This is a genomic window from Streptomyces litchfieldiae (genome assembly GCF_031845365.1).
Lineage (GTDB): Bacteria > Actinomycetota > Actinomycetes > Streptomycetales > Streptomycetaceae > Streptomyces > Streptomyces litchfieldiae.
Genome location: NZ_JAVREL010000002.1, coordinates 111,458 through 134,756, shown reverse-complemented (window position 1 = coordinate 134,756; position 23,299 = coordinate 111,458). Strand labels below are relative to the sequence as shown.

The window sequence follows — 23,299 nt, the reverse complement described above, 5'->3', positions numbered from 1 at the left end:
TCGGGGTCCGGCGACCACCTCTGAGTGAACCAAGAGCGTCCCCCCACAAGGAGATCCACCGTGAGTCGTACCACCGTCAACGGCCAACTCCGGCCGCGCTGGCCGAAGTTCGCCCGGCGTGCCGGGCTGGCGGGCGCCGCCGCCGCGCTGGCGCTGCTGCTGTGGCCGCCCGGCGCGACCGCCGCCTACCCCAACCCGGGCCTGGTGACCGGCGACATCGGCATCCACGACCCGTCGATGATCAGGACCGACAGCGGTTACGCCCTCTACGGCTCGAACAACCTGCTGGACGCGCGCACGTCACCGGACCGCACCGCGTTCAGCAACGCGGGGTCGGCGTTCACCGGACCGCAGTCCTGGTGGTCGCGGTACTCGCCGGAGCAGAGCCCCTGGGCGCCGGACATCTCGTACCACAACGGGACGTACTGGATGTACTACGCCGTCTCCAGCTTCGGTTCGAACACCTCGGCCATCGGCCTGGCCACCAGCGACACCGGACTGCCCGGCAGCTTCACCGATCAGGGCATCGTGCACAGCACCTCGTCGGACTCCGACTACAACGCCATCGACCCCAGCCTCCTGGTCGACGACGACGGCACCTGGTGGCTGGCCTTCGGCTCCTGGTGGTCGGGGATCAAGATGATCCAGCTCGACCCGGCGACCGGCAAGCAGCACCCGGACCACACCGAGGTGCACAGCCTGGCCTCGGCCGAGGGCGGCATCGAGGGCCCGGCGCTGATCAAGCACGGCGACCACTACTACCTGTTCAACTCCTACGGCACCTGCTGCGCGGGCACGGACAGCACCTACCACATCAAGGTGGGCCGCTCGACGAGCCCGACCGGCCCCTATGCGGACGCCGACGGCCGGAGCCTGCTGGCGGGCGGCGGCACGTTCGTCCTGGAGTCGCACGGCCGCTTCATCGGCCCCGGCGGGCAGTCCGTGCTGTCCGACACGGACGGCGACCTGCTCGTCTACCACTACTACGACGGCGAGGACAACGGGGCGCCCAAGCTCGGCGTCAACCTGCTGGACTGGAGCAGCGGCTGGCCGGTCGCCTACTGACCGGGCCGGAGACGCGCCCCGTAAGGGGCGCGGGGCTGTGACCTCGGGCGGCTCCGCCGCGTGGGCGCGATCGGCCACGGACGGCCCGCGCGTTCTTGACGGCAGCTCCAGCCCTCTGACCGCATTGCCAGCGGAGCGTTCAGCGCCAGCACCCGGTCCAGCCCGGCCGCGTCCAGCCGCCGCGGCGCGCTGCCCGGCAGCAGCTCCTGAACGAGCACGACGGCCGGCCCCAACTGGACGGACAGCTCGGTGGCGGGCACGGGGTAGCCGGCGGCGCGCAGCGTGTCGGTGACGGTGACCGGGCCCGCGCGCAGCTCCTCCAGCGCGGCCTCGGCGCGCCACTTCAGGACCGAACGGTGGCCGTCCGGCCGGCGCACATACGCGGTGCCCACCTGCCCGCCGGGGCAGGGGCCCTCCACGGTGAGCCGGATGCCGGTCGCCGCGTGCAGGGCGTCGGCCGTTCGGGCGGGGTCCAGACGCGGGACCCGCGGCCAGGCGCGGGCCCCGGGTGGGGTGGGGGTATCGCTCACCGTGCCGATTATCGGTGGGCTGGCTAGCGTGGAACCACCTGGTTTCGACCGCGGAAGGGACGGTTCCCGTGGGTGACTTTTCTGAGGGCGCGCCCTGCTGGGCCGATGCCACCGTGCTGGATCTCCCGGCCGCGAAGCGCTTCTACGCCGAGCTGCTGGGCTGGTCCTTCGAGGAGGGCTCGCCGGAGTTCGGCGGCTACGCGCAGGCGTCGGTCGACGGCAAGGCCGTGGCCGCGCTGGCGCCGCAGATGGCCGGGCAGGAGGCGCCGCCCGCCTGGACGCTGTACTTCGCCTCGCCGAACGTCGCGGCCACCGCCGACAAGGTGCGGGAGCACGGCGGGCGGGTGCTGCTGGAGCCCATGGAGATCGGCGAGTTCGGCCGGATGCTGCTGGCCGCCGACCCGGGCGGGGTGCTGTTCGGGGTGTGGGAGGCCGGGCGGCACCACGGGTTCGAGCGGACCATGGACCCGGGCTCGTTCTGCTGGGCCGAGATCGTCACGCGCGACCCGGCCGCGGCCGACGCGTTCTTCCCGGCGGTCTTCCCGTTCGACGTCAAGAAGATGGCGGGCCCGCCCGAGGCCGACTACCACGTGTGGAGCATCGGCGGCTCGCCGGTGATCGGGCGGATGCGGATGCCGGGCGACGCGCCGGAGCAGACGCCGCCGCACTCCGAGATCTACTTCGCCGTCCGGGACTGCGACACGGTGGTGGCGGATGTAATGCGGCTGGGCGGGCTGGTGGTCGACGGGCCCACCGACAGCCCCTTCGGCCGGTTCGCCGCGGTGGCCGACCCGCAGGGGGTGCGGTTCTCCGTGATCGACACCTCGCACACACGCGGTGAGGTGCCCTCCTTGTCGTGAATTGTTTCGCCGCCGGGCGTTGAGTCCCCGGGCCTGTTGGGAGAGAGTGCGCTCAGCGCGATCACGCGCCCGAACGGCGGAACGGAACACGAGGAGTCACCCCACATGCGTCTCATGCGCATCGGCGAGGCGGGCCGGGAGCGGCCCGTGCTCGCCTCCGGCGACGGCGAACGCCACTACGATCTGCGGCCGGTCACCGCCGACATCGACGGCGCGTTCCTGGCGGCGCTCGCCGAGGACCCCGGGCTGGTGCCCGACCCGGTGCGGCTGCCGGAGACCGACATCGCGGGGGAACGCGTCGGCGCGCCCGTCGCCCGCCCCTCCGCCGTGCTGTGCATAGGCCAGAACTACGCCGCGCACGCCGCCGAGTCCGGCGCCGAGCCGCCCGAGCGGCCGATCCTCTTCTACAAGTCGCCCAACACCGTGGTCGGCCCGGCCGACGACGTGCTCATCCCGCGCGGCTCGGTCAAGACCGACTGGGAGGTCGAACTGGCCGTCGTCATCGGCCGCCGCGCCCGCTACCTGGACTCGCCCGCCGACGCGCTCGCGCACGTCGCCGGGTACGCCGTCAGCGACGACGTCTCCGAACGCACCTATCAGCTCGACGAGTCGGGCGGCCAGTGGTCCAAGGGCAAGAGCTGCGAGACGTTCAACCCGCTGGGCCCGGTGCTGGTCACCGCCGACGAGGTCGGCGACCCGCAGGCGCTTCGCCTGCGGTCCTGGGTCAACGGCGAGCCCCGGCAGGACTCCAGCACCGCCGACATGATCTTCGGCGTGGCCGAGCTGGTGCACCACCTGTCCCAGTACCTCGTGCTGGAACCGGGCGACATCATCAACACCGGCACCCCGCAGGGCGTCGCGCTCTCCGGCCGCTTCCCCTATCTGAAGGCCGGGGACGTGGTGGAGCTGGAGATCAGCGGGCTGGGCCGGCAGCGCTCGGTGTGCCGCGACGCGCCCTGACCGGTGCGCCGGCGCACGCCCCGGCCGGCGAAACTCCGGCTCCAACTCGCGTTCGCCGAGCCACTCTTCCGGGCGGCGCGCCGCGCCGCGCCGCCCGGATAGGTTGGCGCCATGGCTGAGCACCATGTGATCCGCGTCAGATTCGACGGCGGCCCACGCGACGGCCGGGCCGTGGACGTCGTCATCACCGACCGCGTGCCGCTGCCGCTGATGCTGGCGGCCCGGCAGTCCGGAGGACTGTACGAACTGCGGTGTACCGAGGGGCGCGGCACGCGGTACGCCTGGATCGACGACCCCCTGGCCCGCGCGTAGGCGGGCGAGGAGCTACCGGCCCGCCGCCCGGAGGAACGCCTCAAGACCGGCCAGGTCGTCGGTGTTGAGGTGATCGACCCCGGCGGCCAGCAGCTCCCGCCACACCGCCTCGCGGGCCGCGCCGGGAACGTCCGGCGTCGCCCAGAAGCGCACCCGCTGCCCGGCCGCGTGCGCCGCGCCCGTGATGCGGTGCAGCAGCTCGCGCTCGGCGGCGGGCATGGGGCCCTCGCCCAGCCAGCGGAAGCTGCTGTTCCAGTTGCTGCTGATCAGCGGGATGAACGAGGCGGGCGCGGCCGTGCCGAGGTCGTCCAGCCGGCCGTCGTAGAACGCGTACCGCAGGCCCTCCCGCTCCATGGGCGCCCGGGCGGCGCGGTCCCCGGATATGACGGCGGTGACCGCCCTGGTGCGCACGCGGCCGCCGCGGGCCGAGGAGAAGATCCGGTCGTACTCGCGCAGCCGGCGGGACAGCTCCAGGTAGGTGGCCTCGCCGGTGTTCTTGATGTCGATCAGGAGCTGGAGCGACACCTGGTGCCCGCGGTGGACCCGGCCGCCGTTCGCGCGGACCCGGTCGGCCAGCGGGTCGAGGTACAGCGACTCCAGGGTGCGCGCCGGGTCGAGGTCCACCGCGTCGTGGGCGACGAGCAACTGCCCGTCCACCAGCCAGATGTCGGCCTCCACACTGGTGAACCCGTGTGCCAGGGCGTCGTGCAGCGGCCGGTCGTGCTCGTAGTCGTTGTGGGCGTGCGCCTGGCGCAGCGGCACGGTGCCCCGGCCGGATCCGCGGCCGGCGGCGGTGGCCGTTCCGGCCAGACCCCCGGCGAGGGCGGCGGAGAGCGCGGCGGCTCCCCCGATGGCACGACGACGACTGAGGTACGCCACGATTCCTCCCCGGGACGGTGTGGCCGGACGCGAGTGAGTATCCGGGGAGGGCGCGGCAATTGGCAGACGTGATCGAAGAGTTCTCCGACCGGTCATCGACGCGTTCCCCCATGCACATGCGATATCGCGGCATATGCGGCAAATGCGCATTGAGGGGGTCGGCCCGGTTTGGGGCGGGCGAGCCGGGTACCCGTCAACTTCCGTATGCCGCAAGCAAACGGAGGCAGACATGGTTCCCAACGGAGAGCCCGAGCGCGTCTTCGACGAGGTGCACATCGGCAAGGGGATCCGGCCGGTCGCCCGGCACGGATTCGTGACCGTCGCGGACGGGGTGCTGCGCCTCCTGGGCTCGGACCGGCACGTGATCGACAGCGCGCCCCTGGCCGATGTGCGGGCCGCCCGGGTCCGCTTCTCCGGAGGCAAGACGCTCACCATGACGATCAACGGCACGCGCTACAACGTCTCCCCCAAGTGGGGCGAGCGCCCGGGGCTGGTGCTGCGGCCCGGGCCCGGGGAGCCGGCGCGGGCGGAGCGCGCGACCGGCGAACTGCTCCGCCTGGTGGAGACCGGCTGAGGCCGCTACCCGGCCTGCTCGGCGTGGCCTCGTATTTGGTCCGCCGTCAGCACGTATCCGGTCTCGGAGTCGGTCACGGAACGGGCGAAGACCATGCCGTAGACCTGGCCGTCCGTGGTGAGCAGGGGACCGCCGGAGTTCCCCGGGCGGACCAGGGAGCGCACCGAGTAGATGTCGCGGGTGACCAGGCTGTCGCCGTGGATGTCCTGGCCCTGGGCGGAGGTGCGGCCCGCGACCGTGGCCGCCCGCAGGTCGAGGGGCCCGTCCTCCGGGTAGCCCGCGACCACCGCCGGGTCGCCCCGGCTCGCGTCGTCGGCGAACGACAGCGCGGGCGCGTCGAGCCCCGGCACGGCGAGCACCGCCACGTCCACGTCCGGGTCGAGCAGGATCACGGTGGCCTCCAGCCGCCGCCCGACGCCGCCGACCTGCACCGCGGTGACGTCGGCGCCGTCCACCACATGGGCGTTGGTCATGACGCGCTCGTCGGCGTAGACGAAGCCGCTGCCCTCCTGTCCGGAGAAGCCCGCGGTGGCGGTGACCTTGACGGTGCTGCTCTGCGCGGCGGCGACCGCGGCCTCGGTCACGCTGTCCCCGGAGGGCTCGGGGACCTGGGCGGTGGGGTCGTTCTCGAAGGGGTTGAACACCTGGGGGAAGCCGGCGTCGTTGAGCACGTCGGTGGCCCGGTTGAACCAGGTGGGCGCCTGGGCCGGCATCCGGTCCTGGACGGCGCCCAGCACCGAGGAGTCCTGAACGGCGCGGTTGAGCCCCGGGGAGGGCGTGGGGGTCAGCGCGCTGGCGGCCATCCAGGCGACGATCAGCACGGCCACGCCGTTGAAGACGGCGCCGCCGACGCCGTCCAGCCATCGGGTGGGGGCGTGCCGCACCGCGTCCCGCAGCCGCACCGCCGTCGGCCAGGCCACGGCCTGCCCGATGGCGGCGGGGACCAGCACCACCAGCAGCGCGACCACCATCGCCTCGGCCGAACCGGGCGTCAGGCGGTCCACGGCGAACGGCAGCAGCCAGACGCCCAGCGCCGCCCCGCCGACAAAGCCGATCAGCGAGACGACACCGGCGATCAGGCCGCGCTGGAACCCGGAGACGGCCGCGAGGACCACGGCGATCAGCAGCAGCACATCCAGCAGATTCACCCGGGGTCCCCCTTGGGCCGGTTCGTTCGCAATTGGAACGCGGCGGCCGGCCGCGGGGTTCCCGCCCGGGGCCCGCCGGTGTCAGTCGATGCCGAAGAGCGGCCCGGTGAGAGTGAGTCCGAGGTCGTCGTCGGCGAACGAGAACAGCGCGAACAACATGAGGGACGCCCCGGCCAGCGAGATGTCCTTGAAGAACTGGATCATTTCATTCTGCCGGGCGGTCGCGTCGCTCTCCTTCCAGAACGGGTGCATCAGCACGGCCGTCGGGATCAGGAAGATCGCCAGCAGCAGCGCGCCGAGGTCGGCCCACACGCCGAGCAGCACGCTCAGCGCGCCGAGGAGCATGACGACACCGGAGCCGAGGACCGATGCCTGAGGCGCGGGGAGGCCTTTGGAACCGGCGTAGCCGGCCATCATCTTGGTCTGGGTGAGATGGCCGATCGCGGAGTTCAGGAAGAGGGGGATGAAGAGGATCCGCCCGATGAGTACCAGAATGTCCATGGACGCCTCCAGAGGCGGCGGATGGGGATTCTCGGGAAGTATGCGGTTTGTACCCCCACCGGAAGCCGGCCAGTCGCCACCTGGCGCAACGCCCCGCCGCGCACGCGGTCGTTTCCTTCACTGTGCTGGGCCGCGGTGGGTCCGGCAACCGGAGGCCCCGTTCCCCGGCCGCGCGCGCCGTGCGACGATCACTGCGTGATGACCAGCTCGCGCACACGTGCCCGCCACCTCGCGCCCCCGCTGGCGCTCGCCGCCCTCGGGATGCTGGCCGCCTCCTGCGGCACCGAGTCGGCCGCCGCGGAAAGCTCCGGTCCCGCGGCCCAGGGCAAGGGCGTCGCCGTGCCCGCCCCGGTGCCCGGGCCGGCCTGTCCGGAGTCGGGCGTGCGGATCACGGAGACTGCCCGGGAGGCGGCCATGGGGCTGCGCGTCCTCAGTCTGTCGCTGACCAACTGCGGCACCGCTCCGGTGGAGGTGAACGGCTACCCCGTCCTCACGCTCCTCGACGAGGAGCGGCAGCCGCTGGACATCGAGATTGTGCACGGCTCGGAGCCCATCGCGATGATCGAGGGCTTCGACGACGGGCCGGTGCCGCTGACCCTTCAGCCGGGTGAGCAGGCGTCGGCTGGCCTGGTCTGGCGCAACACGGTGACGGGCTGGGAGCCGCCGGTCAACGCCCCGTTCCTGGACATCGCCGTGGCGGAGGGCGAGCCCACCCGGACCGTGGCGCTGGACGGCGCCATCGATCTGGGGACCACGGGCATGCTGGGTGTCAGCGCGTGGGGTCCTTCGGCGCAGTAGCGGCAGCTCGGGCCGCGCGCCAGGCGGGGCTGTCGACGTAGTGGTTGTCGAAACGCTCCGAGGAGGCGCGCACTTCGGCGATGTCCGCCGTGCCCAGGTGCACCCGCTCCAGCAGCCGGTAGTAGTCGAACCGGTTCATGCCCGGGCTGAACGCAATGAGCACGTCGGCCGCGGCACCGGGCGCCGGCGCGAACGCGTGCGGCCGCCCGGGCGGGACGACCAGCAGGTCGCCCGTGTCCAGCGTCACCACCGAGTCCCCGTCCAGCGCCTGGAGTTGCCCGTCCAGCACGAAGAACATCTCCGTCGCGCCGGAGTGGTAGTGCGGCGGTGCGCCGGGTGAATCGGCGCGCAGCGTGGCGCGGTTGGCCGTCAGCGCGCCCCCGGTGGTGCCGGAGTCGGCGAGCAGGGTGATCAGGCTGGCCGGGCCGTCGGTCAGTGTCTCGGCCGTGGCGGCGCGGACAAGAAGGCTGCGGTTCATGGGAGTTCTCCCTCTCTCGGATCAGGAGCCGGCCAGGTTGCGGACGGTGACGTTGATGCGGTTCCAGGCGTTGATCGCGGCGATGGCCATGACGAGCGTGGCCAGAGCCGGCTCATCGTAGTGGCGGGCGGCCTCGTCCCACACGTCCTGCGGCACGCCCTCCGCGCGGTCCGCTATGCGGGTGGCCGCCTCGGCGAGGGCGAGCGCGGCGCGCTCGGCGTCGGTGAAGTAGGGCGTCTCGCGCCAGGCCGCCACGGTGGCGAGCCGTTCGTCCGTCTCGCCGTCCCGCCTGGCGTCCCGGGCGTGCATGTCCACGCAGAAGCCGCAGCCGTTGATCTGGCTGACGCGCAGCCGGATCAGCTCCAGCGTGCTCTTGGGCACCGGCCCGGCGGCCAGCGAGGTCTCCAGGGCGAGCAGGGCCCGATAGCCGTCGGCGGCGTGCCGGCGGATGCTGACGCGGGGCGCGTGCTGAGTCATGGTGAGCCTTTCCATCTTTCTTGGATAGATAGTGTCCAGAATCGAGAGCGCAGCGAGAGGCGTCGGGGAGCGCGCCGCCGCCTCACGGCCGCCGGGAGGCGAACCAGCTCCGCGTGGACTCGGGGGTGCCCGGGTGGCGCTCCTCGACCGTGGCCCTGATGTCGGCCAGCGTCGTGCCGGCCAGCTCCCGGCGCCAGGCCAGCTCGGCCCGCCGCATGGACTGCGAAATCACGCACAGCGTCCGGTAGTCCACGTCCTCGCGGCCGCCGGGCCCCTTCCGCAGTACCTCGTCGCAGCGGAACGCCTCGACCCCGCCCTCGATGGCGGTGACCACGTCCAGCAGGCTGATCCGCTCCGGCGGGCGCGCCAGCCGGAAGCCGCCGCGCGGCCCGGGGGTGGAGGTGAGGATGCCGGCCCGGGCGAGTGCTTGAAGCTGCTTGTTCAGGTAGGCGGCGGGCAGGTCGTAGAACGCGGCCAGCCGGGCCGCCGTCATCGCCTCGCCGGACTCGGTCCAGGTGAGGTTGAGGCAACTGTGCAGAGCCCACTCGACGCCCTCGCTCATTCGCATAATCTGGATATTAGACGTCCTGAATTATTGGCGCAACCCCCGCGCCAATCCTGGCCACCAGTAGGCTACTTGGGGCGCAACCCGGCTGGTGTGTGCGTCGGTGCGGTGGGGCCCGGACGCGGAGGAGGGGTGGGGGAGCGATGGCGTTTCAGGCACTGGAGGCGGGGGATCCGGCGCGCATTGGCCGGTACCGGATCGCGGCCCGGCTGGGTTCGGGCGGCATGGGCCGGGTCTACCTGGGCTGGTCGCCCGGCGGGCGGCCGGTGGCGGTGAAGGTGATCCGGCCGGATCTCGCGGGCGACGCCGGGTTCGCGCGGCGTTTCGCCCGGGAGGTGGCCGCCGCCCGCCGGGTCAACGGCTTCTTCACCGCGGGCCTGATCGACGCCGATCCCGACGGGACTCCGCCCTGGCTGGCCACGGCGTATGTCCCCGGCATGTCGCTGGCGGAGGCCATGACCGAGCACGGGCCGTGGTCCGAGGGCTCCGTGCGCTCGCTGGGCGCCGGCCTGGTCGAGGCGCTGGAGGCGATCCACGCCGCCGGGGTGGTGCACCGCGACCTGAAGCCGTCCAATGTGCTGCTGGCGCCGGACGGGCCGCGCGTGATCGACTTCGGGATCTCCATCGCGGCCGAGGGCACCGCGCTGACCCAGACCATGATGATGGCGGGCACCCCCGGCTTCATGTCGCCCGAGCAGCTCACGGGCGGGACGGTGGGCCCGCCCAGCGACGTCTTCGCCCTGGGCGCGGTGCTCACCTACGCCGCCACCGGCGTCGGGCCGTTCGGTTCCGGTTCGCCGCACATCCTCAACTTCCGCGCGGTGTACGAGGATCCGACGCTCGACGCGCTGGCCCCCGGGCTGCGCGGGCTGGTCGAACAGTGCCTGGCCAAGGCCCCTCAGGCCCGCCCCACCCTGGCCGTGCTGGTGGACTGGCTGGAGCGGGCGAGGGGGAACGGGCCGCTCGGGGAGCAGCTTCTCGCCGCCGCCGACTGGCTGCCCGCGTCGGTCGCCCGCACGGTGCGGGAGCGCACCGACATGAGCCTCCCCCGGCCGGGGCCCCCGGCGCCGCTTTCGCCCACCGTGGGAGCCACGCCGCCCCAGCCGCCGCTTCCGCCGACCATGGGCACCACGCAGCCGCCGCCCGCCCGCGGCCCGTCGCGGCGCCGCCTGCTCGCGGGCGCTGGCGGCGCGGCGGGCGTGGCCGCCGTCGGCTGGCTCGGCTGGAACCTCGTCGGGTCCGGCGACTCGGGCGACTCCGACGGTTCCAACGGCTCCAACGGCTCCGGCGACGGCACGTCGGATGCGCCGCCCCGGACCGTGAAGATCGCCTATCAGGGTCCGACGACCGGCCGGGCCAGCCTGCTGAACGCGGTGCTGCTGGCCGTCCGCGAGGCCAACGACTCCGGGGAGAGCGCCGTTTCCTTCGAGGTCTTCGAGGCGCACCCCGACAGTTCGGGCTCCGTGGAGTCGGCGGCCCGTCTCGCCGTCGACGAGCCGGACGTCCTCGCCGTGGTCGGCCCCGTGGCCGCCGACGGCGCGGACCGCGCCGCCGGCGTCTACGAGTCCGGCGGGCTCACGGCGGTCACCCCCTCGGTCAGCGACATGGCGCTCGACGTGCCGAGCTTCGGCACCCTCCTGCGCGGCATCCCCAACGACCGGCAGACGGGCGTGGCGATGGCCGCCTTCCTGGACGGGATGCCGGTGGAGACGGTGACGCTGGCCAAGATCGACTCCTCCCACGGCGACCACATCGCCTCCAGCGCGGAGCAGGCCATGGGTGACCGGGGCATCGAGGTGCCGGGCGGGGGCTGGGGCGTCGTCGCCGGCGACGTCGACTGGTCCGAGGTCGCGGCCCAGGCGCTGGAGCGGGACGCCGTGGTGTTCGCCGGCTTCTCCCAGGGCGGCCTGGGCCTGTCCCGGGACCTCGACCACGCGGGCTTCGACGGCGTCCGGGTCGCCTCCCACGGCGTCATGGACGAGGAGTTCGCGGCCGAGGCCGAGGGCTGGTACGTGGTCACCCCCGCCCGGGATCTGTCCCTGACCCAGGAGCGCACGGCCTTCGCCGAACGCTATCGGGCGGAATTCGCCCAGGAACCGGGCAGGTTCGCCGCCCAGGCGTACGACGTGACCCGGATGATCATCGAGGCCGTGCGCGGGCTCGGCGCGGAGGCCGAGCGCGGCCGGGTCTTCGACCAGTTGACGGGCGCCACCCACGAGGGCGTGACCGGCGTCGTCAGCTTCGGCGGCGACGGCGAGTTCGCCGGCACCGGCCCGCATCTCTTCCGGGTCGAGGACGGCAGGTTCACGCCCCTGGGACCGGCCGAGGACTACGAGGGCTGACGACACGGGCCACCAGTCAGACGTCGCGGCGGCGCAGCAGGGCGGCCGCGGCCAGCAGCGCCAGCGCCGTGTAGCCCGTTACCAGCAGCAACGAGGGCCAGGCACCGAGCGAGCCGACCGCCTCCGCCGTCGCGTCCGAGCTCTGCACGAGCTTCTCCAGCGCGGCCGTCGGCGAGATCCCGGCCACCCACCTCTCGGCATCGCCGAACAGCGGCCCGAGCATCGACGGCAGCACCAGCCCCGCGACCACGGCCGTCACCGCGCCCGCCGCGTGCCGGATCAGCGTGCCCAGGGCCAGCCCCAGCAGCCCGGCGACCGCGAACGCGCCCGCCACCCCCAGCAGCGCCGGCATCGGATCGCCCTGCGCGTAGGAGTCGTCCAGCAGCGCGTCGCCCACCAGATAGGCGGCCGTCACCGACGGCAGCGCCAGGGCCGAGAGCAGCACGGCGACCAGCACCGCCTTCGCCGCCAGCACGGTGCCCCGGCGCGGCACCGCCGCGAACGTGGTGCGGATCGTGCCGCTGCCGTACTCCCCGCACATCACCAGCGCGCCGACCACGGCGGCCAGCATCAGCGCGGGCACGGCGATGGTCAGGCTGCCGCCCAGCACCGTGTCGTCGGGCTGAAGGCTCTCGGTCGCCGCCACGAACACCGCGCCCGGCACGGGCAGGACGGCCATCACCGCCGTGGTCCACACCGTGGAACGGACGCTGCGGAACTTGATCCACTCGAACGCCAGCGCCTGCCGGAACCGCGGTGTCATCGGACCGCCTCCGCCCGGTACTCGGCCGACGCCCCCGCCATGGCCGTGTAGACCTCCTCCAACGAGGAGCGCAGCGGCGTCAGTTCGCGCAGCGCCACGTCGTGCGCGCGGGCCAGCTCGCCTATCGCCCCGGCGTCGAGGCCGTCCACCAGCCAGCCGCCGCCCGTATCCGGCGTGACCCGGGCCCCGGCGCGTTCCAGCGGCTCCCGCAGCCGCGCGGCGTCCGCCGCGCGCACCAGCGTCCGGCCCCCGGAGTGCGACTCGATGAACTCCCGCATCGGCGCGTCCGCCAGCAGCCTGCCACGTCCGACCACGATCAGATGATCGGCGGTCAGCTCCATCTCGCTCATCAGGTGGCTGGAGAGGAACACCGTCCGCCCCTGCGCCGCCAGCGACTTCATCAGCTCCCGGATCCAGCGGATGCCCTCGGTGTCCAGGCCGTTGACCGGCTCGTCGAGGATCAGCACCGCCGGGTCGCCCAGCAGCGCGGCGGCGATCCCCAGCCGCTGGCCCATGCCCAGCGAGAAGCCCCGGGTCCGCTTCCGCGCGGTGCCGGGATCGAGCCCGACGAGGGCCAGCACCTCGTCCACCCGGCGGCGCGGAATGCCGTTCCCGGCGGCCAGTCCGGCCACGTGGTGATACGCGGACCGGCCGCCGTGCACCCCCTTCGCGTCCAGCAGCGATCCGACCACGCGCAGCGGCGCGGCCAGCTCCCGGTACGTCCGGCCGCCGATCAGCACGCTGCCGGAGGTGGGGCTGTCCAGGCCGAGGATCAGCCGCATGGTGGTGGACTTGCCCGCCCCGTTCGGGCCGAGGAAGCCGGTGACCCGCCCCGGCCGCACGGTGAACGAGAGCCCGTCCACGGCCGTTTTCGGCCCATACCGTTTGGTGAGCTCATGCACATCGATCATGTCCGCGACGCTAGGTGCGCGCCGGTGACCGGACATCTGCCGCGGGGAGTCGCCGCCTACGCCGCCGGGAGTACGCCGGCGCGCCGTCAGGGGGCGAGCGGCGCCGGCGCGGCCGTGCTGGCCCCGGCCAGGGCGTAGTCGGCGACGTCCTCCCAGCCCTCGTGGAGGGCGGTGAGGTGGTCGCGCCCGGGGTACTCCTTGTACTCGGTGATCGCCGTGGACCGGCGGTAGCGCCGGTGGTTCTCCCGGACCACCGCGGCCGGGATGCCGTGGTCGGCGTCGCCCGCGACAAGCAGCAGCGGTGCCCGGTCGCTGTTGCGGAAGTCGACGAGGGTGGCGGCCCGGCGCCGGTCCGCCGGATTCCGCAGGACCGGCCAGGCCGACCGCGGCGCGGACAGCGGCAGGCGCAGCACGCCCCGCGGTGGCGCCGGGTGCACCGCGACACCGGCCCGGCCGAGCCCTGGTCCAGCAGGATCTGCGTGACGAGGCCGCCGAAGGAGTGCCCGATGACGACCGGCGGCTCGGGCAGGGCGCGGACGAACGCCTCGTAGTGGCCGACGAGTTCGGCGACACAGAGGTCCGCCGGTGCCCGGTCGTGGTCGAGCGGCTCGTCGACCGCCTCATCGCCGCGGCCGAGTTCCCGGACCCCGGCCACCCGGTGCGCCGCGTGGTCACCGAGCACCGCGCCTGGTTCCGCGCCGCCGTCTCCGGCCTCCTGCGCGAACTCGGCCACCCCGCCCCGGAGTCCACCGCCGACGCCCTCGTCCTGCTGCGCGACGGCGCGATGGTCGGCGACTACCTCGACGGCGGCCTCCCCGCCCGGGAAACGCTGGCGCGGACGGCGACGGCCCTGGTCGACGGCGCGGCCTGACGCCGCCTACCGCTGCTCGCCCGGGCGGACCAGGCCCGTTTCGTAGGCCAGGACGACCAGTTGGGCGCGGTCGCGGGCGCCGAGTTTGGTCATGGCGCGGCTGACATGGGTCTTGGCGGTCAGGGGCGACATCATGAGGCGGCGGCCGATCTCCTCGTTCGACAGGCCCGTGGCGACCAGCGCCAGGACCTCGCGTTCGCGGGCCGTGAGGGGGACGAGGCGGGTGGCCGCGTTGGCCAACGGGGTCTGGAGCCGGGCGAATTCCTCGATCACCCGGCGGGTGACGGTGGGGGACAGCAGGCCCTGGCCGGTGGCCACCGTGCGGATCGCGTCGCGCAGGTCGTCGGGCTCGACGTCCTTCAGCAGGAAGCCCGCCGCGCCTGCCCGCAGCGCCTCGAAGACATAGGCGTCGGCCCCGAACGTCGTCAGGATCAGGACCCGCACCGCGTTCAGCGCCGGGTCGGCGGCGATCCGGCGGGTGGCCTCCAGCCCGTCCACCCGCGGCATCCGGATGTCCATCAGCACCACGTCCGGGCGGGTGGTGGTGACCGCCTCCACCGCCTGGGCGCCATCCGCCGCCTCGGCGACGACCACCAGGTCGTCGGTCAGGTCGAGCAGCGCGCGGAACCCGGCCCGCACCACCGTCTGGTCGTCGGCGAGCACGACGCGGACCGGCCTCACGCGTCCGCTCCGGCCGTGGGCAGCGAGGCGGTGACCCGGAAGCCGCCGGCGGGCAGCGTGCCGTACTCCAGGGTGCCGCCGACGGCCGCCGCCCGTTCGCGCATCCCGAGCAGGCCGAAGCCGGTGCCGGGCCGCGGCCGGGCGGGTCCGTCGTTGGTCACCTCCACCAGCAGCCGGCCCGCGCCGGGGCGCACCGACACGGCGGCGTGCCGGGACACGGAGTGCTTGACCACGTTGGTCAGGGCCTCCTGGACGATGCGGTACGCGGCCAGTTCGACCACGGGCGGCACCGGGCCCTCGGAGGTGTGGTGCAGCGTGACGGCCAGCGGCGTGCGGTCGATCAGTTCGGGGAGCTGGTCGAGGCGCGGTGCCGGGGCGACCGGCGCGTCCGTGCCGTCCTCGCGGAGGATGGTGACCGTCGTGCGCAGCTCGCGCACCGCCTCCCGGCCCGACGCGCGGACCTGCCGCAGCGCCGTCCGCGCCAGGTCGGGGCGCTTGTCCAGGGCGTCCAGGGCCACGCCCGCCTGCACGGTCATCGCGGACACGGTGTGCGCCACGATGTCGTGCAACTCCCGGGCGATGCGCACTCGTTCCTCCCGGACCCGGCGCGCGGTCTCCCGCCGGTGCTCGCGCTCGGCGCGGCGGGCGAGCTCCTGCCGGCCGCGGACCACCTCGCCCAGCAGCAGCGGGACCAGCGGGATCGCCATCTCCAGCACGGGGGAGGGCACCGGGCGGCCCTCCTCCTGTCCGGAGATCACCGCGGCGGCGCCGGCCAACAGCGAGGCCAGGACGGCGATCCGGAGCGTGCGGCGGCGGTCGCCGCGCACCGCGACCCAGTAGAGCGAGACCATCGCGGGCAGGTTCAGCAGCTCGCCGATGTGGCCCATCAGCGTCCACGTCAGACAGCCAGCCCCGGTCACCGCCGCCGAGACCAGGGGCGCCCGGCGGTGCGCGAGGAGCCCGGCGGCCGAGACGGCCAGCACGGCCCAGCTCAGCCAGTCGTCCTCGCGCGAGCCGGGCACGTTGGAGGCCAGATCGGCGGCGGTGACCCCGCCGATGGCAACGGTGAGCAGCAGTTCCACGCCCATGCGACCACGGTAGGCGCGGCGGGCGGCGGCCACGTACGCCGACGGGAGTAGCCGGTCCCTGGGATCACTCCGTGTAGACGGCGTAGGGCGAGTCGTCGGGGCGGCTGGTCCAGCGGAAGTAGAGGGTGCCGTCGGCGCCGGCCCACGCCCAGGAGCTGTCGTCCTCGTCGCAGGTGTCGTCGCTCCGCTCGGCGATCAGGATCTCGGGCGAGAGCAGCACCCGGTCGCCGCTCACCCCCGCCAACTGGTAGTCCCAGACGCAGGTCTCGCCGTCCAGGGTCCATGACCAGCGCACCACGGTGTCGCCGACCGCGCCCTGCTCGACCGTGACCTCGTCCAGGCCCTCCTCACCCTCGCCGGTGCGGTACTCGTCGCGCCAGGAGCCCACCAGCGACGCGGGCACGGCGTTCCCGCCGTCGGCGGTGGCGGCCTCCAGCGTCGTCTGCCGGTCCCCGTCGGTCCACCGCATGTCGCCGTTGTCCTGCAACTCCAGCGTCTTGACGGTGCCGTCGGCCCGGCAGTTCTCGTGGATCTCGCCCTCCGGAACGCTGCGCTCGGCCACCTCGGTGTAGCTGAGCCGGTTGTCCTGGAACGACTCCAGCCGCATGTCGTACACGCACATCGAGCCCATGTAGGTGGTGAAGGCGGTGCCCACGCTCTCGCCCTCCGTGCCCTCCCGGATCTCGAACCACAGGCCGCGCCAGCCCGGCTCGCCCTCCGTGCCGAACTCGCCCTGCCAGGCGCCGAGATGGCCCTCGGCAACGGGCTGGAGGTCCGGGGGCGGGGTGGTCCCGCCACCGCCGGGGTCGTCACCGTCGCCGTCGCCTCCGGTCAGCGCCACCACCGCGACGATGCCCAGCACCGCCGCGACGGCGACGCCCGCCAGCCCGAGGAACAGCCCGCGCCGCGGGGCCGCCGGCGCCGGCTGGGGAGCGTGTGGCGGCGAACCGCCGTACGCCGGGGGGCCGAACGACGCCGGGGCCGGGGCGGGAGCCGGCGCGGCGGGGGCCGGCGGCGCGTAGGGCGCGGGTGCGGGAGCGGGCGCCGGGATCGGCGGCTCCTCCATCCGCACCGTCTCCGGCTCGCCCACCAGCGTCCGGGGGTTCTCCGACTCCAGCAGCGTGGCGGCGACGCGCCCCAGCCGTTCCACGATCGCGGCGGGCAGCCAGGGCCCGCCGTCCCCCACCCCGGCGTCGCCCGGCGCCGGGTGGTTCAGCAGCTCGGCCACCGGCGTCCGCCGGGCCGGGTCCTTGGCCAGGCAGCCGGATATGAGCGTGCGCAGCTTCTCGGGCACGCCGTCGAGGTCGGGCGGCTCCTCCACGATGCGGTACGTCAGGAGGTGCGGCGCGGAGTCCACGGCGCCGAACGGGGTGCGGCCGGTGGCGGCGTAGGCGAGCAGCGAGCCGAGCCCGAACACGTCGCTGGCCGGGGTCAGCCGCTCCCCGCGCACCTGCTCGGGCGACATGAAGCCCGGCGAGCCGATGGTGGTGCCGGTCCGGGTGATGCCCTCGCCGGGCGCCGGGTCCAGCGCGCGGGCGATGCCGAAGTCGATGACGCGCGGGCCGTCGAAGGTGACCAGCACGTTGGACGGCTTGAGGTCCCGGTGCAGCACGCCCGCCTCGTGAATGGCCTTCAGCGCCTGCGCCATGCCGCCGGCGAGCAGCAGCAGGCTGCGCTCGGGCAGCGGGCCGTACCGGTTGACCAGCTCGAACAGCGAGAAGCCCGGTATGTAACGGGTGGCGACCCACGGCGGCTCGGCCTCGGGGTCGGCGTCGAACACGGGCGCGGTCCACTGGCCGCCGACCCGCCGGGCCGCCGTGATCTCCCGGTCGAAACGCCGCCGGAAGTCCGGCTCCCGGGCCAGCTCGCCGATGATCGTCTTCACCGCGACCATCCGGCCCCGGTCGGAACGGGCCAGGTACACCACGCCCATCCCGCCCTCGCCGAGCCTGCCGATCAGCCGGTAGGGGCCGATCCGGGGTGGATCCTGTGGTGTCAGCGCTTCCATGCGTGCCGACTCCCCCGCGTCGAGTGTCATTTGAGCGGTCACGAGCACAACCGCGGTCTCATTGCACCATGTTCGCCCGGGAGGGGTCCCGGCAGGCCGGAACATCGAACGGCCCGTCCGGCACACGCGCGCCGGACGGGCTGTTCGATGTCGCCGGAGCCGACGGTCACATGTTGATCCTTAGCCGACCCCGGTTCGGTGACCTGCGGGAACGCCGAAATGTGGCGCCTGACCTGGGAAAACTACTCTCAGTGTTTCCCGTTGTTTCGGGTCGTTTTTAGGTGCCGTGTGCCCTGCGTGTGCCCTCGGGGCACAGCCGAACGAGCCGGAGCGAGGTGCAACGCCGCAAGCCGTGGACCCCCACGCCCGGGCGTTGCACCTCGCGGCGGTCAGTCCTTCGAGGGAGCGTAGTAGTCCGCCAGCATCTCGGTAGGCCACGCCGGTTGCCGGATGCTGCCGCGCGGGCCCATCTCGGCGAACCACGGTTTGATGTCGAGTACGGGCGTGCCGTCTACGGCGTCGAGGTCTTCCACGTGGAGGTCAAGGCCGTCGACCTTGATCAGGCGGCATCGGGAGACGCCGAGCCAGTTCTGGCGCCGCATGTTCCGGCGGCCGAAGATGCCCACGGGCGGCCATGCTGGGGTGTCGCGTGGGCGGCGCGCGCCGGGGTGGAGGTCGGTGGGGTCGGTCAGATGGAAGCGAAAGACGATCTCCAGGTGGGAGAACTCGGCCAGCCTCTCGGTGGAGTCGGTCGGGAAGTCGGGGGTGATGCGGACGATGGAGCGGGTGCCGCCCCAGTAGTCGTCTGTCGGTTCGGCGCGCCCGCCGACGACGTGGGCCACGGGCACGACGGTGAACTCTTCTGCCATGGGGCGCTGCTCTCCTCGGGATCGTGGTCTGCGGGTGGTCAGGCGGACTCGGTCAGGTACGCGGCGGCCCGCGCGTCCAGCTCGGCCACGGCGGGGATGCCGCGCCCGCGCACGGGGGAGAGGGCGCGGCGCATGTCGGCGGTGGTGCGGCGGGCGCGAGCGGAGTGGATGCCGTCCATGGCGTCCAGGGCACGCGACCACGTGGCGCAGGCTTCCTCTATGGCGCCCTGCCGTGCCTGGACCGAGCCGAGGTAGCCGAGGGTCACGGCGTGCGTGCGGGTGAAGGTGGCCGCCTTGCGGGTGCGGACGCTGTGCCGGAACTCCCGCAGGGCGCCGCCGAGGTCTCCCGTGTCCCGGAGCGTGCAGGCCGTTTCATGGGCGAGGCTGGCCTCGCCGAAGAAGAAGACGCGCCCGGGTTCGTCGTGGCCCGGGGTGGCGGCGGCCAGGTCGTCCCCCGCACGGAGCAGCGCAGCGGCGGCGGCCTTGGGCTGTCCGTTGGCGGCCAACGCGCGGGCGCGTACGACGCCGAGGAGAGCTCGCTCCCGGGGCGCGGCCGAGGCGTAGCGCGGGCCGTCCATCGAGGCGTTCGCGAGGTTCACGGCCTGGCGGCCGTGGCCGAGGTCGGCGGCCTGATGGGCCATGGCGCGCAGTACGTGACCGGCCATGGGCGCGTCGTCGGCCTCGGCGGCCAGGCTGACCGAGAGCGTGAAGTACCGCTGAGCGATGGCGTGCTCGGCGTTGTCGAAGGCCATCCCCCCGGAGAGGTAGGCCAGTTCGCTGGCGGCGGCGAACATCTCTCGGCGCACCTGGTCGTCGGTGAAGCGGCCACCGAGATAGGTGCTGACGTCGGTGGTGAGGTACTGCACGACGGCGGCTCGCGCGTGGCCGCCGCCGTGGCGCTGGTCGATGCGGGAGAACATGGCCACCATGTCGCGCACGGCGTCGAGGTCGCCACGGCCGACCCTGCGGCGGCCGGTCGCCGGCCGTATCGCGGACTGTTCGGCCCGCTGTGTCCACCACTCCGAGCCTGGCACGGCCAGCGCGGCGGCGGAGTAGGCGGCGGGGGACAGGGCACGCCTGCGCTCCACGTCCAGGTCACCTCTCCCCAAGTCGGCCAGCGCCGCCAGCGTATCCGCACGCCAGTCCGGCGCGGGGACGGGGAAGGGCTCTGCCAGGCCGATCTCCGTCAGGCTGACCGGCCGGCCGAGGTGGCGCGTCAACGCCTCGGCGAGGTAGGGCGCCGTGTCGTCGGCCGGCCCGGCGCCGGCCACCCAGTGAGCGATGGCGGAGCGGTTTCGTGCGCAGCGTGGCGCCCGCCTCGGCGGCGACAGAGCGCACTGACCGGGCTAAGGCTTCGTACGTCACCCCTGTGGCCTTGATCAGGGCGCGCAGCTCGGCGTTGGGTGGCCGGCGTTCTGCTCGCGGCTCGTTCATCGTGCTCCCTTGGCGCGAGTGGCTGACGCTGCGGACGCGCGTACTCGACACGGTGTGCGGTGAGGTCGGCACCGTGTCCGGCATCGGTTCACCCCTACGTCCAGAACGAACCGCCGACTGTGGTCTACCTCCGGCCACTGGGCGGCGGCCTCGAATGGCAGTGCGCCATTGACGACGTGCGGCCGTGCCCGGAGAACGCCGGGGTCGCCTACGCCGAGGAGGGCGGCCGATGATTCGCCGTCTCCGCCTCGGCCGTGGCCGCCGTCGTGCCCCATGGCGCCGCACCCCCTCTCAACCCCGACGACATCGGCGGCGCCCTGTGGGTGCTGAACCGTGACGCCGGGCGAGCATCTGGCCTATCGGTACCCCTTCCGTGGCGCGCCTGGAGATCGTGGGCGCCGCCACGCTCCCGGTCGCGGTCGCCGCCGCGCGGCTGGCGCGGGAGATGATGCGCAGCCTCCCCCTGGGCGACGGGTGGGCGGTGCTGCACGCCTCGGCGGTCGCCGCCGAGGACGGGCGAACCGTCCTCACCTTCGGCGGCAAGGGCGTCGGCAAGACGACCACGGCGCTCACTCGGGCGGCACTCGGGCGGCACTCGGGCGCCTGCGGCTGCTGGCCAACGATCGGGTGTTCGTCCGCCCCGACGTGGCCGGCGGCGTCGAGGTGCTGCCGTGGCCAGCCGCCGCCGCCGTCGGGCTCGGGCTGCTGAACGCGCTGGGCTGGTACGACATCGCGCAGGCGCGCCTGCGCACGGGGGAGTCGCTGCACCCCACGCAGGACCAGCGTGTGACGGACGCACTGCTGGCCGGGCGGCGCGAACCGCTGTGGGGCGGTGCCCGGGAGCTGAAAGCGCAGGTCTGGCCCGTCCAGTTCGCTACCTGGTTCGGCTCGGAACTCGCCCCCCACGGCCAGGCCGCCGCGCTGCTGTTTCCGCAGGTGACCGCCGACGGCGCGCCGCAGCTCACCGAGGCACCCCGGACGCTGGCCGAAGCGGACTTCATGGCCGGGAAGACGGAAGACCGCTACCCCGACATCTTCGGCCTGACGGGCGGTGTGAACCCCGGCGGGCCGAGCGAGGTGCGCGCCACCGTTGCCGAGCGCCTCAACCGCCTCCCCCGCCACGGCGTGCTACTCGGGCACGATGTGCCCGCCAACGCCGAGCTACTGAGCAAGGTCACGGGCTGACACAGCCGAGCCCGGCTGACCCCGTCCAGAAGGAACTGCGTTGCCCCGCCCCGACGTTGCTGGGACGGGGCAGCGTCGCGTTTTCCTGGCACGCGGTAACGGCGTCGTGCACGCCTGCCCGTTGTCGGTGGGCAACTCCAGTGGCTGCTGCGTCACCCTCGGTTTCATCGCACGTCACCCCCACCTCCGCTCCCTGACTCAACCTGAAGCCTCCTGCGGCGGCGTGCCCGGATCATCGCACGGCGGGAGACAACCAAGCTACTTTACGGGGCGTACGAGGGCCGCGCCGGTCGCAACCGGATTGGAATGGCGGGCGCACCGATCCATGCTTAATCTCGGAAAAGTGGTTCTGGATACTGCGAGACACGATGACGAAGAGTTCAGGAGGCTGCCGTGATAGTCAAGAAACTCCACGAAATGGGTTTGCGCAGTGAGCACGCCTACTTCGCTGCCGTCGGATCCGTCGGCCTGTCGTTCTCCGTCTGGCTGGGCTCACTGACAAAGGAGCCGGGGCAGGGATTGGACCGGGCTGACCGCTGGGGGATCTTCATCGGAGAGTGGGCCCCGACCTTCTTCGGGCTCGGCATCGCTCTGTCACAGTACGAAAAGGACTGACGTCCCTGCCCGACATTCCCGCGGGGTTGCAACCATGAGCAGAACCGACGGCACAGATATTGCCAAGCGCAGTCCTATCAGGACAGCCGCGCTGATCGTGGGAGTCCTCTTTCTCGTCGTGGGAGTCCTCGGGTTTATCCCGGGCATCACCACGGATTTCGACGAGCTGGAGTTTGCGGGACACGACTCCGAGGCCCAACTGCTGGGCCTCTTCCAGGTGTCGGTCCTCCACAACCTCGTCCATCTCGCCTTCGGCGTGCTCGGTGTTCTCATGGCCACGACCTCGGCACTGGCCCGCTTCTACCTCATCGCAGGCGGCGCGGTGTACCTCGTCCTGTGGCTGTACGGCCTGATCGTGGACAACGACGAAGATGCCAACTTCGTTCCGCTCAATCACGCCGATGACTGGCTTCACCTCTGCTTGGGAGTGGGCATGATCGCTCTTGGGCTCCTCCTCCACCGCGACCGATCCAGGCGGTAACGCCACGACCAGCGCCCACCGCGCCCGGCGGCGGGGGACCGACACACACACCGGAGGCCCGGCCGGGACAGGCGGTATGCAGACGTTCCTCCCGTTCCCCGACTTCACAGCGACCGCGCGGGCGCTGGACACGCGACGGCTGGGCAAGCAGCGGGTGGAGGCGCTTCAAGTACTGAGGGCCCTCACCGTTCCCGGATACGGCTGGCGCCAGCACCCCGCGGCCCGCATGTGGGCGGGGTACGAGGAAGCGCTGACGCGGTACGGACTTGACATCTGCGAAGTGTGGTGCGCGGCCGGCCACTCGGACACCTGCCGGTCCCTGTTGCGCCGCGAACTCCGGACGGGCACCGGCATCGCCGGGCCGCGCTCGCAGCCGGAGCTCGCCGTGGCCGGTGAACTGCCGCCCTGGCTCGGCGACTCGGCCTTCCACCGAAGTCATCAATCGGCCTTGCTCCGCAAGGATGCGGAGCACTATTCACAGGTGTTCCCCGGTGTGCGGGACGACCTGCCCTATGTCTGGCCGACCTCTGACCGGACCGGCGGCGCCACGGCCCCCGGGTGAGGCGGCCCACCTCGGCCTTCTGGCTCAACCCGTCGAGCGCGGGTTCGCCAAGCTAACGAACCGCAAGCTGCGCCGCTCCGCCCACCTTAGGGCCTGTATCGAGTTCCCGCCCGGGCCCGCGACGCCAGTCACGGCACCTCGCCGCTCCCCCAGACTCCGTCTGGGAGGTGCCCCCAGCCGAATCGCGCGAATACGGCCGGGTATGAGCTGCGATCCGGTGCCTTGCGATGCACCGCGTCTGACGCCGCGGGCTGATCCGACCGGGAACTCGATACCGGCCCTAAGTCCCTAGCGGGGCATCGGAGCCGGTGAGACGTCGGTCGCCCTCTTCGAGCGGCACGT

28 protein-coding genes are annotated in these 23,299 nt (G+C 73.1%); 13 read left to right on the top strand and 15 right to left on the bottom strand.

What is annotated here, in order from left to right; translation table 11 throughout:
* Window positions 1-60: 60 nt before the first annotated feature.
* Window positions 61-1,065, top strand: a complete 1,005-nt coding sequence (locus tag RM590_RS04140) for an arabinan endo-1,5-alpha-L-arabinosidase (protein WP_394813780.1) — start codon at window positions 61-63, stop codon at window positions 1,063-1,065.
* On the opposite strand, the gene RM590_RS04135 is transcribed toward RM590_RS04140, so the two are convergent.
* Complete coding sequence (locus tag RM590_RS04135; RefSeq protein ID WP_311702977.1) at window positions 1,059-1,595, bottom strand: hypothetical protein; 537 nt, start codon at window positions 1,593-1,595, stop codon at window positions 1,059-1,061. The two genes, RM590_RS04140 and RM590_RS04135, sit on opposite strands and share 7 nt — an antisense overlap.
* A gap of 68 nt (window positions 1,596-1,663) precedes the next feature.
* Between RM590_RS04135 and RM590_RS04130 the strand changes: the two genes are divergently transcribed.
* From RM590_RS04130 to RM590_RS04120, 3 genes are all read left to right on the top strand, one after another.
* Window positions 1,664-2,455: a VOC family protein gene (locus RM590_RS04130; protein WP_311702976.1), complete on the top strand. Its 792-nt coding sequence runs from the start codon at window positions 1,664-1,666 to the stop codon at window positions 2,453-2,455.
* 105 nt (window positions 2,456-2,560) lie between these two features.
* Entirely contained in the window at window positions 2,561-3,415 is an 855-nt protein-coding gene (locus tag RM590_RS04125) for a fumarylacetoacetate hydrolase family protein (RefSeq protein ID WP_311702975.1), read from the top strand.
* A 111-nt stretch (window positions 3,416-3,526) separates the two neighbouring features.
* Complete coding sequence (locus RM590_RS04120) at window positions 3,527-3,727, top strand: hypothetical protein (protein ID WP_311702974.1); 201 nt, start codon at window positions 3,527-3,529, stop codon at window positions 3,725-3,727.
* 12 nt (window positions 3,728-3,739) lie between these two features.
* Here the strand turns inward: RM590_RS04120 and RM590_RS04115 are convergent, their stop codons facing one another.
* Window positions 3,740-4,606 (bottom strand): phosphatidylinositol-specific phospholipase C/glycerophosphodiester phosphodiesterase family protein, encoded by an 867-nt coding sequence (locus RM590_RS04115; protein WP_311702973.1) that lies wholly within the window; start codon window positions 4,604-4,606, stop codon window positions 3,740-3,742.
* A 229-nt stretch (window positions 4,607-4,835) separates the two neighbouring features.
* Here RM590_RS04115 and RM590_RS04110 point away from each other — a divergent pair, with 229 nt between their 5' ends.
* On the top strand, window positions 4,836-5,180 hold the full coding sequence (locus RM590_RS04110; RefSeq protein ID WP_311702972.1) for a hypothetical protein: 345 nt from the start codon (window positions 4,836-4,838) through the stop codon (window positions 5,178-5,180).
* 5 nt (window positions 5,181-5,185) lie between these two features.
* Here RM590_RS04110 and RM590_RS04105 read toward each other — a convergent pair whose 3' ends face one another.
* A complete protein-coding gene (locus RM590_RS04105) occupies window positions 5,186-6,328 on the bottom strand; it encodes a MarP family serine protease (RefSeq protein WP_311702971.1) in 1,143 nt (380 codons plus the stop codon).
* An 81-nt stretch (window positions 6,329-6,409) separates the two neighbouring features.
* On the bottom strand, window positions 6,410-6,829 hold the full coding sequence (locus RM590_RS04100) for a DoxX family protein (RefSeq protein WP_311702970.1): 420 nt from the start codon (window positions 6,827-6,829) through the stop codon (window positions 6,410-6,412).
* Window positions 6,830-7,027: 198 nt separating this feature from the next.
* Here RM590_RS04100 and RM590_RS04095 point away from each other — a divergent pair, with 198 nt between their 5' ends.
* Entirely contained in the window at window positions 7,028-7,627 is a 600-nt protein-coding gene (locus tag RM590_RS04095; RefSeq protein ID WP_311702969.1) for a DUF4232 domain-containing protein, read from the top strand.
* Here the strand turns inward: RM590_RS04095 and RM590_RS04090 are convergent.
* The 3 genes from RM590_RS04090 to RM590_RS04080 form a co-directional block, all read right to left on the bottom strand.
* A complete protein-coding gene (locus RM590_RS04090; RefSeq protein WP_311702968.1) occupies window positions 7,599-8,105 on the bottom strand; it encodes a cupin domain-containing protein in 507 nt (168 codons plus the stop codon). The two genes, RM590_RS04095 and RM590_RS04090, sit on opposite strands and share 29 nt — an antisense overlap.
* A gap of 21 nt (window positions 8,106-8,126) precedes the next feature.
* A complete protein-coding gene (locus tag RM590_RS04085; RefSeq protein ID WP_311702967.1) occupies window positions 8,127-8,582 on the bottom strand; it encodes a carboxymuconolactone decarboxylase family protein in 456 nt (151 codons plus the stop codon).
* 82 nt (window positions 8,583-8,664) lie between these two features.
* The gene (locus RM590_RS04080; protein ID WP_311702966.1) at window positions 8,665-9,150 is read right to left on the bottom strand and encodes an RrF2 family transcriptional regulator; all 486 of its coding nucleotides are present in this window, start codon (window positions 9,148-9,150) and stop codon (window positions 8,665-8,667) included.
* A gap of 140 nt (window positions 9,151-9,290) precedes the next feature.
* Here RM590_RS04080 and RM590_RS04075 point away from each other — a divergent pair, with 140 nt between their 5' ends.
* The gene (locus RM590_RS04075) at window positions 9,291-11,489 is read left to right on the top strand and encodes a bifunctional serine/threonine-protein kinase/ABC transporter substrate-binding protein (protein WP_311702965.1); all 2,199 of its coding nucleotides are present in this window, start codon (window positions 9,291-9,293) and stop codon (window positions 11,487-11,489) included.
* Between the two features lie 16 nt (window positions 11,490-11,505).
* On the opposite strand, the gene RM590_RS04070 is transcribed toward RM590_RS04075, so the two are convergent.
* From RM590_RS04070 to RM590_RS04060, 3 genes are all read right to left on the bottom strand, one after another.
* The gene (locus RM590_RS04070) at window positions 11,506-12,252 is read right to left on the bottom strand and encodes an ABC transporter permease subunit (protein WP_311702964.1); all 747 of its coding nucleotides are present in this window, start codon (window positions 12,250-12,252) and stop codon (window positions 11,506-11,508) included.
* Entirely contained in the window at window positions 12,249-13,163 is a 915-nt protein-coding gene (locus RM590_RS04065; RefSeq protein WP_311702963.1) for an ATP-binding cassette domain-containing protein, read from the bottom strand. The genes RM590_RS04070 and RM590_RS04065 overlap by 4 nt, the downstream gene beginning before the upstream one ends.
* 86 nt (window positions 13,164-13,249) lie before the next feature.
* Window positions 13,250-13,600, bottom strand: coding sequence for an alpha/beta fold hydrolase (locus RM590_RS04060; RefSeq protein ID WP_311702962.1), 351 nt, complete (start codon window positions 13,598-13,600; stop codon window positions 13,250-13,252).
* Window positions 13,601-13,662: 62 nt separating this feature from the next.
* Between RM590_RS04060 and RM590_RS04055 the strand changes: the two genes are divergently transcribed.
* The gene (locus RM590_RS04055; protein WP_311702961.1) at window positions 13,663-14,034 is read left to right on the top strand and encodes a hypothetical protein; all 372 of its coding nucleotides are present in this window, start codon (window positions 13,663-13,665) and stop codon (window positions 14,032-14,034) included.
* Window positions 14,035-14,040: 6 nt separating this feature from the next.
* Here RM590_RS04055 and RM590_RS04050 read toward each other — a convergent pair whose 3' ends face one another.
* The 5 genes from RM590_RS04050 to RM590_RS04030 all read right to left on the bottom strand — a co-directional run bounded on the left by RM590_RS04050 (window position 14,041) and on the right by RM590_RS04030 (window position 19,951).
* Window positions 14,041-14,715: a response regulator transcription factor gene (locus RM590_RS04050; RefSeq protein WP_311702960.1), complete on the bottom strand. Its 675-nt coding sequence runs from the start codon at window positions 14,713-14,715 to the stop codon at window positions 14,041-14,043.
* Window positions 14,712-15,803: a sensor histidine kinase gene (locus tag RM590_RS04045; protein ID WP_311702959.1), complete on the bottom strand. Its 1,092-nt coding sequence runs from the start codon at window positions 15,801-15,803 to the stop codon at window positions 14,712-14,714. The genes RM590_RS04050 and RM590_RS04045 overlap by 4 nt, the downstream gene beginning before the upstream one ends.
* Before the next feature lie 64 nt (window positions 15,804-15,867).
* Complete coding sequence (locus tag RM590_RS04040; RefSeq protein WP_311702958.1) at window positions 15,868-17,811, bottom strand: serine/threonine-protein kinase; 1,944 nt, start codon at window positions 17,809-17,811, stop codon at window positions 15,868-15,870.
* A 389-nt stretch (window positions 17,812-18,200) separates the two neighbouring features.
* Window positions 18,201-18,680 (bottom strand): SAM-dependent methyltransferase, encoded by a 480-nt coding sequence (locus RM590_RS04035; RefSeq protein ID WP_311702957.1) that lies wholly within the window; start codon window positions 18,678-18,680, stop codon window positions 18,201-18,203.
* 38 nt (window positions 18,681-18,718) lie between these two features.
* The gene (locus tag RM590_RS04030) at window positions 18,719-19,951 is read right to left on the bottom strand and encodes a Tat pathway signal protein (RefSeq protein ID WP_311702956.1); all 1,233 of its coding nucleotides are present in this window, start codon (window positions 19,949-19,951) and stop codon (window positions 18,719-18,721) included.
* 536 nt (window positions 19,952-20,487) lie between these two features.
* Between RM590_RS04030 and RM590_RS04025 the strand changes: the two genes are divergently transcribed.
* From RM590_RS04025 to RM590_RS04005, 5 genes are all read left to right on the top strand, one after another.
* On the top strand, window positions 20,488-20,823 hold the full coding sequence (locus tag RM590_RS04025; RefSeq protein WP_311702955.1) for a hypothetical protein: 336 nt from the start codon (window positions 20,488-20,490) through the stop codon (window positions 20,821-20,823).
* Entirely contained in the window at window positions 20,742-21,299 is a 558-nt protein-coding gene (locus tag RM590_RS04020; RefSeq protein WP_311702954.1) for a hypothetical protein, read from the top strand. Before RM590_RS04025 ends, RM590_RS04020 begins: the two co-directional genes overlap by 82 nt.
* A gap of 417 nt (window positions 21,300-21,716) precedes the next feature.
* Window positions 21,717-21,914: a hypothetical protein gene (locus RM590_RS04015; RefSeq protein WP_311703400.1), complete on the top strand. Its 198-nt coding sequence runs from the start codon at window positions 21,717-21,719 to the stop codon at window positions 21,912-21,914.
* A 34-nt stretch (window positions 21,915-21,948) separates the two neighbouring features.
* Window positions 21,949-22,395: a DUF4383 domain-containing protein gene (locus RM590_RS04010; protein ID WP_311702953.1), complete on the top strand. Its 447-nt coding sequence runs from the start codon at window positions 21,949-21,951 to the stop codon at window positions 22,393-22,395.
* Between the two features lie 76 nt (window positions 22,396-22,471).
* On the top strand, window positions 22,472-22,957 hold the full coding sequence (locus tag RM590_RS04005) for an MSMEG_6728 family protein (RefSeq protein ID WP_311702952.1): 486 nt from the start codon (window positions 22,472-22,474) through the stop codon (window positions 22,955-22,957).
* Window positions 22,958-23,299 lie beyond the last annotated feature (342 nt).